The sequence below is a fragment of the Micromonospora sp. NPDC023814 genome, assembly GCF_040639595.1.
Lineage (GTDB): Bacteria > Actinomycetota > Actinomycetes > Mycobacteriales > Micromonosporaceae > Micromonospora.
On sequence record NZ_JBFAAF010000011.1, the window covers coordinates 130,901 to 138,794 of the forward strand.

At 69.2% G+C, this 7,894-nt stretch carries 12 protein-coding genes and 1 pseudogene; 9 read left to right on the forward strand and 4 right to left on the reverse strand.

Annotated elements, in window-relative coordinates; translation table 11 throughout:
• Positions 1-9: 9 nt before the first annotated feature.
• From narJ to AB0G14_RS08660, 3 genes are all read left to right on the forward strand, one after another.
• Complete coding sequence (narJ, locus tag AB0G14_RS08650; protein WP_357695190.1) at positions 10-675, forward strand: nitrate reductase molybdenum cofactor assembly chaperone; 666 nt, start codon at positions 10-12, stop codon at positions 673-675.
• Positions 672-1,421 carry a respiratory nitrate reductase subunit gamma gene (narI, locus tag AB0G14_RS08655; protein ID WP_357695155.1) on the forward strand — a complete coding sequence of 250 codons (750 nt, stop codon included), beginning with the start codon at positions 672-674 and terminating at the stop codon, positions 1,419-1,421. Before narJ ends, narI begins: the two co-directional genes overlap by 4 nt.
• A 77-nt stretch (positions 1,422-1,498) precedes the next feature.
• On the forward strand, positions 1,499-1,846 hold the full coding sequence (locus tag AB0G14_RS08660; RefSeq protein WP_357695157.1) for a carboxymuconolactone decarboxylase family protein: 348 nt from the start codon (positions 1,499-1,501) through the stop codon (positions 1,844-1,846).
• A 162-nt stretch (positions 1,847-2,008) separates the two neighbouring features.
• On the opposite strand, the gene AB0G14_RS08665 is transcribed toward AB0G14_RS08660, so the two are convergent.
• The 3 genes from AB0G14_RS08665 to AB0G14_RS08675 form a co-directional block, all read right to left on the reverse strand.
• The gene (locus AB0G14_RS08665; protein ID WP_357695159.1) at positions 2,009-2,428 is read right to left on the reverse strand and encodes a GNAT family N-acetyltransferase; all 420 of its coding nucleotides are present in this window, start codon (positions 2,426-2,428) and stop codon (positions 2,009-2,011) included.
• 73 nt (positions 2,429-2,501) lie between these two features.
• Positions 2,502-2,804 carry a SitI3 family protein gene (locus tag AB0G14_RS08670; RefSeq protein WP_357695161.1) on the reverse strand — a complete coding sequence of 101 codons (303 nt, stop codon included), beginning with the start codon at positions 2,802-2,804 and terminating at the stop codon, positions 2,502-2,504.
• Between the two features lie 33 nt (positions 2,805-2,837).
• Entirely contained in the window at positions 2,838-3,242 is a 405-nt protein-coding gene (locus AB0G14_RS08675; protein WP_357695163.1) for a hypothetical protein, read from the reverse strand.
• Between the two features lie 220 nt (positions 3,243-3,462).
• Here AB0G14_RS08675 and AB0G14_RS08680 point away from each other — a divergent pair, with 220 nt between their 5' ends.
• From AB0G14_RS08680 to AB0G14_RS08690, 3 genes are read left to right on the forward strand one after another with little or no spacing between them, the layout of a single operon-like run.
• Positions 3,463-3,837 (forward strand): metalloregulator ArsR/SmtB family transcription factor, encoded by a 375-nt coding sequence (locus tag AB0G14_RS08680; protein WP_107074480.1) that lies wholly within the window; start codon positions 3,463-3,465, stop codon positions 3,835-3,837.
• Entirely contained in the window at positions 3,834-4,340 is a 507-nt protein-coding gene (locus tag AB0G14_RS08685) for an SRPBCC domain-containing protein (RefSeq protein WP_357695166.1), read from the forward strand. Before AB0G14_RS08680 ends, AB0G14_RS08685 begins: the two co-directional genes overlap by 4 nt.
• Positions 4,328-4,891 carry a dihydrofolate reductase family protein gene (locus AB0G14_RS08690; protein ID WP_357695168.1) on the forward strand — a complete coding sequence of 188 codons (564 nt, stop codon included), beginning with the start codon at positions 4,328-4,330 and terminating at the stop codon, positions 4,889-4,891. Before AB0G14_RS08685 ends, AB0G14_RS08690 begins: the two co-directional genes overlap by 13 nt.
• 143 nt (positions 4,892-5,034) lie before the next feature.
• On the opposite strand, the gene AB0G14_RS08695 is transcribed toward AB0G14_RS08690, so the two are convergent.
• Positions 5,035-5,301, reverse strand: a complete 267-nt coding sequence (locus AB0G14_RS08695) for a helix-turn-helix transcriptional regulator (RefSeq protein WP_357695170.1) — start codon at positions 5,299-5,301, stop codon at positions 5,035-5,037.
• 89 nt (positions 5,302-5,390) lie between these two features.
• Between AB0G14_RS08695 and map the strand changes: the two genes are divergently transcribed.
• The 3 genes and pseudogenes from map (at position 5,391) to AB0G14_RS08710 (ending at position 7,335) form a co-directional block, all read left to right on the forward strand.
• On the forward strand, positions 5,391-6,209 hold the full coding sequence (map, locus tag AB0G14_RS08700) for a type I methionyl aminopeptidase (protein WP_357695172.1): 819 nt from the start codon (positions 5,391-5,393) through the stop codon (positions 6,207-6,209).
• A 64-nt stretch (positions 6,210-6,273) separates the two neighbouring features.
• Positions 6,274-6,390, forward strand: a pseudogene (locus tag AB0G14_RS08705) (IS5/IS1182 family transposase); the annotation flags it as partial.
• Positions 6,391-6,435: 45 nt separating this feature from the next.
• Positions 6,436-7,335 (forward strand): class I SAM-dependent methyltransferase, encoded by a 900-nt coding sequence (locus AB0G14_RS08710; RefSeq protein ID WP_357695174.1) that lies wholly within the window; start codon positions 6,436-6,438, stop codon positions 7,333-7,335.
• Positions 7,336-7,894 lie beyond the last annotated feature (559 nt).

Consider the following 7,894-nt stretch of genomic DNA (forward strand, 5'->3'; position numbering starts at 1 on the left):
ACCGTCCCGGTGACCGCGGCCGACCGGATGCGGCTGTTCCAGCTCACATCCCTGTTGCTCAGCTACCCCGACGCCGACCTGCTCGGCGCCGGGGACGAGCTGCGCGGCACAGCCGCGCGGATCGAGCACCCGCGGCTGCGCGGCCAGGTCGAGGAGTTCCTCACCTGGCTGCTGGGCACCGCGCCGATCGACGTGCAGCGGCACTACGTGCAGACCTTCGACCTGCGCCGCCGCTCCGGCCTGTACCTGACGTACTACCTGCACGGCGACACCCGCAAGCGGGGGATGGCGCTGCTCATCCTCCAGCAGCGCTACCGCGCCCACGGACTGCGGCTGACCGGCGGCGAGCTGCCCGACCTGCTGCCGGTCGTGCTCGAGTTCGCCGCGACCGTCGGCCCCGGTGCGGGGGAAGCCCCGCTGCGCCAGCACCGGCGCGGTATCGAACTGCTGCGCGCCGCGCTGGCCGAACTCCGCACGCCCTACCTCCTGCTCCTCGACGCGATCACCAGCGCCCTGCCCGCGCTGACCGACGCCGACCGGGACGCCATCGCGGCGCTCGCCCTCGACGGGCCGCCCGTCGAGTCGGTCGGCCTGGACGCCCTCGGTCCCGACGAGCTCACCGGCGTCGGCCTCGCCCCCTACCCCACCTGCCGCCCGTCGGAGGCGCCGCGATGAACACCGTCATCTGGATCGTCCTGCCCTACCTCTGCCTGTCGGTGTTCGTCGCCGGCCACGTGTGGCGGTGGCGACACGACCAGTTCGGGTGGACCACCCACACCAGCCAGCTGCTGGAGAACCGGATCCTGCGCCTGGGATCGCCGCTGTTCCACCTCGGCGCGTTCGGCGTCATCGGCGGGCACGCCATGGGGCTGCTGGTGCCGGCCTCCGTCACCGAGGCCGTCGGCATCTCCGAGCACGTCTACCACCTGACCGCCGTCTGGGGCGGCACCATCACCGGCCTCATGCTCGTTGCCGGACTGGCCCTGCTCATGGTCCGTCGCTTCGTCAACGGGCGGATCCGGCGTAAGACCACCGTCATGGACAAGGTGCTCTACGCCGCGCTGGCGGCCATGGTCACGCTCGGCATGACCGCCACGGTCGCCACCAACCTGCTCGGGAGCGGGTACGACTACCGGGAGACGATCGCTGTCTGGTTCCGCAGCGTCTTCTGGTTCGCGCCGCGCAGCGACCTCATGGTCGACGCGCCGCTGGTCTACCAGCTGCACGCCATCGGCGGCTTCCTGTTCCTGGCGCTGTGGCCGTTCACCCGGCTCGTGCACGTCTGGTCTGCACCGCTGGCCTACCTGTGGCGCCCGTACGTCGTCTACCGCGCGCGCCGCGGCACCGTCCCGGCCGCTCCCGCCTCGCCGGCGGCGGTGCGCGAGGCGACCGCCCGCCGGCCCGGGGCACCGGTTCGGTGATGGGCAGGAACGAACGTCACCCCCGCGTTACAACTAGGGTGGGGACTGACGAAGTCACGGACACCGGCGGAGGAGACGTGGTCGACTACCTGCCCACCATCTACAAGCATTTCCTCGAACGCTTTCCCGAGGTCGCCGAGGCGCAGGGGGTGCTCGCTCGCCTCGTACGTGAGCGCAGCCCCTTCGACGAGCGGACCGACCGGCTGATCCGACTTGCCATGGCGATCGGAGCCGAGGCCGAGGGGGCGGTGCGCTCCAACGTTCGCAAAGCCATCGAGCACGGAGCAACGCTCGACGAGGTGCGCGCCGTCGCCCTCGGCGCCATCACCACGTGCGGCTTTCCCACCGCGATCGCCGCCCTCGGCTGGATCGAGGAAGTGGCAGTGGCCGAGAACTTCCCCGACGGCGGCGCAGCCGCGTCGTAGGCCCGGAAACCGGAGTCGGCGGCGAAGCGCCGTCGCGCCAGAGTTCGTACCCGCCGACGGCGCGGGCCCGTCAGGCGGGGTGGGCGAGTCGCGACGGCGGACACCTCATTGCCGATGATCTCCTCGGTCCCTGGCGCCACCCGGACGCCGGCCGCGCCACGCTCAGGAGCCGGCGCCCGACTCGCCGCCGAGGCGCAGCAGACCGGCCGGGGTGGACGTGAACCCGCATCCTTGCAGGTAGAACTTCTCCAGGTGGGGTTCGAAGTCGACGTGCAGCCAGTGGCAGCCGGCCGCCGTGGCGTCCGCCGCCGCGGCCTCGACCAGCCGCCGGCCGATCCCCTGGTGCTGCCAAGGCGGATCCACTGCGGTATCCAGGAGGAACGCGCGGGCTCCCCCGTCCCAACACACCTGCACGAAGCCCACCAGACGCCCGGCGTCGAACGCGCCCACCCAGCTCAGAGTGTGTCGTTGCAGGCGCTCGCGCCACGGTGTCAACTGGTCGCCGCCGCCGAAGGCGCGCGCGTGCAGCGCGCTGAGCTCGCCGTCGTCAACCGTGAAGCGCGACACCAACTCGATGGACATACTGCCACAATAGAGACGCCCCTCATCGTGACCGAGGGCCGCCCCGTTCCGTCCAGTGTGTCGACTCCCTGGATCAGGGCCGCGTCCTCGTCCCGACCGGCCAGACCCTGGCTACCGCCTGCACCATGGGGGGGGATTCCCTTGTCGACCAGGTCGTCGACGCGCATGGAAAGGTGATGTTGACGTACGTCGCGGGTTCCCATTCCCAGCGGAAGTCGCCGTCTGTCTCGGCCTCGTAGTAGCCGTGTGTGCCGGAGCGGATGGTGATGGCGTAGCCGCGTTGGTCGTACAGGCGGGCGGTGAACAGGCGTCGGTCCGACGTCAGCGGCGGCTTCTCGCGTTCCGCAGCAGTCAGACGGCGATCTCGAGGGCCCACTTGAGCATGCGGATGGTGTGCTCGGTGTCGCTTCTACGGCTCGCCGAAGTAGCCCTCCTCCTCGCCGAGCAGCAGCGGAACGTCGTACACCGACATGTCCGGGCGAGCCCGGACGGCCTTGACCCGATGACGCCACCGCTGGTGCTCGAACGCCACGTCCGCCTCGATCTCCGCCACCACCGTCGGCTCCACCTGCACGTACGGCAGCGGCTCCGGCCGATCCAGTTGCCCCGACCAGGACGCCGGCAACGGCTGCGGCCACGGATGCGCCCCGGCGCCCCGGCGGTGCGGCGGCGACCGCGGCGGAGACAGGATCGTCCCGAACTCCTGCCGTCGCTCGGCGTTGAGCGGGTGCGTGCGGCCGGTGTAGCGGAGCCGGCCCGCCCGGTCGAACCGGCCCAGCAGCAGCGCGTCCGCCTCGCGCAGGCTGCCGGTCACCCCGCCGATGATCGCCTCGGTGACGATTCGGGTGCGGTACTTCGACCAGCCGCGTCGGCCGGGTTGGACCTGCGGCAGAAGCGGACACCGCCTTGCCGCAGTTGTTCGGCAGCACGTCAGCGTTGGTGGCGGGACCGCGCCGGCCCGGCGACCCATCCGTTGACAACATCACTCGTGTCTGAATACGCTTAACAGAGTGGTTAAGTGAAGGGGGCCTCCGATGGCTGGCACCGATCAGCTCAGCGCGGTGTTCTCGGCGCTCGCCGACCCGACTCGGCGGGCGATCATCGCCGAGCTGGCCGCACGCGACGCCACGGTCACCGAGCTCACCGCTCCTCTGTCCATCTCGATGCCGGCGGTGTCACGGCACCTGAAGGTGCTCGAACGCGCCGCGCTCATCTCGCGGTCGCGGTCGGGCAAGTGGCGCGCGAGCCACCTCGAGGCTGCCCCGCTGCGCGAGGCGGCCGACTGGATCGAGCGCTACCGGCGGTTCTGGGACTCGTCCCTCACCCGCCTCGATGCCCACCTCGCCGCGGTGCAGGCCGCCGGACCGGCAACGGACCGGATGGCCGACGACCCCAGGGAGCTCGAATGAACACCGAAACTCCGCAGCTCGTCATTTCCCGCGTGTTCGACGCGCCGCGGGAGCTCGTCTACCGAGCCTTCACCGACCCCGACCACCTGGCGGCGTGGTGGGGCCCGACCGGCAACTCCCTGCCACGCGACGAGATTGAGTTCGACGTACGCCCCGGCGGCTATCAACGGTGGACGGAAGTCAATGCAGCCGACCCCGGCCTTCGCGTGCACATCCATGTCGACCTTCTAGACATCGCTGACGGCGAACTGCTCGAAGGCGTCATGCACGTCGGTGGCCGGCTGCAGGAGGGCATCGAGCCGTTCGAGACGAGGTTGCGGGTCGAGTTCCACGACGAAGCCGACGGGCGGACGCGACTGGAGATCCGCCAGTGGCTGCCCGAGCACCTGACACACCCCAGCGAGGAGGGTTGGCGCCAGGCGTTCACAAAGCTGGACGCCGCGTTGACGAATCTCCAGGTCCTTGCAGCTGATCATCGAAAGGTAGGAGCATGGCCAAGCTGATCTACGTGACCAACATATCGCTTGACGGCTACATCGAGGACGAGCGAGGCGTCTTCGCCTGGCTTCCACCCGACGACGAGGTATTCGCGTTCACCACCAACCTCCTGCGATCCATCGGCACGTTCCTCTACGGACGACGCCTGTACGAATCGATGGCGGTCTGGGAAACCAATACCGGTCTGGCCGCCCAGTCCGAGCTCATGGCAGACTTCGCCAGCGCCTGGAAGGCGGCGAACAAAGTCGTCTACTCCACGACCCTCGCCGCGGTGTCAACCGCCGACACCCGACTCGAACGCCAATTCGACCCCGCCGCGATACGCCAACTGAAGGCGACGGCCAGCAGCGATCTCACCGTAGGAGGTGCCAACCTCGCGGCGCAGGCTTTCAAGGCCGGGCTGGTCGACGAGTGCCAGCTGTTCATCTGGCCCATTGCCGTCGGCGGGGGCAAGCCAGGGCTGCCGACCGACATGCGCGCCGACCTCGAACTCCTCGATGAGCGCCGATTCCGAAACGGCGTGGTACACCTCCGCTACCGCCCTCTCGGACAGTGAAAGGCGCCGAAGACCGCTGCGAGTGACCACCCCGTTGATTCGCTACCCCACCTCGCCGCACTATCGAACATGCGTACGATCGCCGCGCGGGTGAGGAGGCCTCTGAAACGGATCCCCTACTGGAGTATCTGGGCGGCTGGCCTCTAGGACGCCTGGCGGATGGGCATGTCGGCCAGCCAGACGTCGGCCAGGGCGCTGAGGGGGACGTCGAGGGCCTGGCTGAGGCAGACCACGGTGCCGAACGCCGGCGCGGGAAGGCGGCCCGCCTCGATCTTGCGCAGCGTCTCGGGGGAGATGCCGGCCGCCAGGGCCACCTCGACGAGGCTGCGGCCGGCACGCGCGGCCCGGAGGGCGGCTCCGAGGCGCTGGCCCGCTGCGATCTGTTCGGCGGTGAGTGGTTGGCGAACCATGCCAGCAGGATATCCCTCCGAAGCACCCCCGACCGACGTGGTATAAAAATGCCGGTATAAAAATACCGCGTCGGGAGGGGGAGGCTGTCGTGATCGAACTCAAGTCCGCCGAGGAGATCGGCCGGATGGCGGTGACCGGCCAGTTCGTCGGCGAGTTGCTCGCCGAGCTGAGCGATGTCGCCGCGGTCGGCGTCAACCTGATGGACCTCGAACACCACGCCCGCCGCCGGATCAAGGAACGCGGCGCCGAATCCTGCTACTGGGACTACGCCCCTTCGTTCGGCCGCGGCCCGTTCCGCAACGTGCTGTGCCTGTCGGTCAACGACGCGGTGCTGCACGGCCTGCCGCACGACTATGTTCTGCGGGACGGCGACCTGCTCAGCATCGACATGGCGGCCGGCATCGACGGCTGGGTCGCCGACTCCGCGCTCTCCGTCATCGTCGGCACCCCCGACCCGGCCGACCTGAAGCTGATCGAGGCCACCGAGGTCGCACTGGAGGCCGGCATCACCGCCGCCCAGCCCGGCGGTCGCCTCGGCGACATCTCCGCCGCGATCGGCGAGGTCGCCCGCTCCTACGGCTACGGCGTCAACGCCGAGTTCGGCGGCCATGGCATCGGCCGCACCATGCACGAGGCCCCGCACGTCTCCAACAACGGCCGCGCCCGTCGCGGCATGAGACTCGCCCCCGGTCTCACCATCGCCATCGAGCCCTGGTTCTGCCGCTCCACCGACAGAATCACGTTCGACAGCGACGGCTGGACGATCCGCTCCGCCGACGGCTCCCGCACCGCCCACTCCGAACACACGGTCGCCATCACGGCTTCCGGCCCCCAGGTCCTGACCCGCCGCCCCACTCACGGCGCCACCTCGGCCGACCCCACCAAAAAGCCCGCCACAGCCTCCTGACCCACTGAGCTGTTTTCAACCTGTGCGGGCGGGAAGGGCGCTGGCTCGACCGGTGGCGTGTTGATCGTCGAAGACCTGGAAACTCCTGGCCAAGCTGCACTGCTGCCCACGCCGCGTCACCGCCCTGCTCTCCGCGATCTTCGTCCTGCAACTTGTCGAAGAGCAGCGCTACTCGGCTTGAGAACAGCCTCATGGCTACAGCTCTGCCCAGACGGAGGACCTCGCCGTGGCGTCGCGCAAGCAGCAGGCCGCTGGCTTCGGGTATCCCATCAACACGTGGCCATGCCCTGAGCAGAATGACTCGCTACCCGCCGACTGCTGGGGGCAGGCTGTCGGAATGGGAACGGGCTTCAGCGGTGAGGTGGCAACGTACTACGCGAGGCACCGGCGCGGTTACCCGCCCGAGGTGCTCGATGCCCTCGTCGGAGCGTTCGGCCTCGGCACCGGAGACACGGTGGTCGACCTCGGCTGCGGCACCGGCCAGTTGAGCCTCCCGCTCGCCGCCCGGGTGGGGGCCGTCATCGGCGTGGACCCGGAGCCGGACATGCTGGCCATGGCCCGCCAGGCCGCCCTCGACGCTGCAAGCGCCAACGCTACGTGGTTGCTCGGTGCTGACTGCGACCTGCCCGCGCTGGGCCGGCTACTCGGCGAACGGGCGATCGGCGCGCTGACCGTCGCTGTCGCTATCCATTTCATGGACCGCGACACCCTGTTCAGGGCCGCCCGGCCGCTGCTGCGTCCCGGCGGCGGCGTCGCCGTGGTCACTAACGGCGCGCTGCTGTGGTTGCAGGATGCCGAGTGGTCTGGGGCACTGCGCGAATGCCTCGAACGGCTGCTCGGGCACCCCGTCACGGCGACCTGCCAAACCGATGAGGCTGGCCGCCGGCGCAACCAGGACGCTCTCGTTCGCGCGGGCTACCGATACGCGGAGTCGTTGGTGCAGTACGACGCACCGCTCACCGTTGATGACATGGTTGGCGGCGTCTTCTCCGCCATGTCGGCCGACCGGCTGCCCTCCACGCAGGGCCGAGCCGCGTTCACCGCCGAGGTCGCCAACGCCCTCGGAGGGAGGGACGAGGTCACCGAGCGGGTCCGCGTCTGGCTGCAGTTCGGCACGCCCGATTGACAGCCGTGCCTCTTCCAAATACAGCCGCCACCCGCGTCCGCGACCATCGTCGTTCCATCATCGAAGAGCCGCACCAGTCAGGTTGAAACAGCTCACTGCCCGCCCTGGGGCGTGACTCAGCGGTTCCGGGCACGGGGCCGGCCGCAACTTTCTGAGCAAGTCCCAACCGCACGCCTCAGCCACCGCTCAGGCACGCACCGTCCGGCTGGCCCTTCAGCAGCCAACTGTCGAGGCAGGTCGTCGCGCGGCCGTTGGCGGCTCCAGACAACCGTGTACGAGATCGTTAGGCAGGCGTCACCACACTGATCACCGAACTGTCCCCTGGTTGGTGGACTTCCACTCCGGACAAGAGGAACGATCAACCGAGGGGCTGCGCCCAAAGGAGCCAGGGTCGGCACCAAACCGCCAAGAGCCAAGTTAGGACTGCGAAAGATCTGCAATTGTTCCTGGGGCTGGGTGTGGTGAGCAATAGTCAAGACTTGTGGATGAGAAATCTTGATCAGGCGGCTGCGGCGTCGGTCGTGTCGAGTTCGGCGGTGGGTCGTTCGACGAGTTTGCC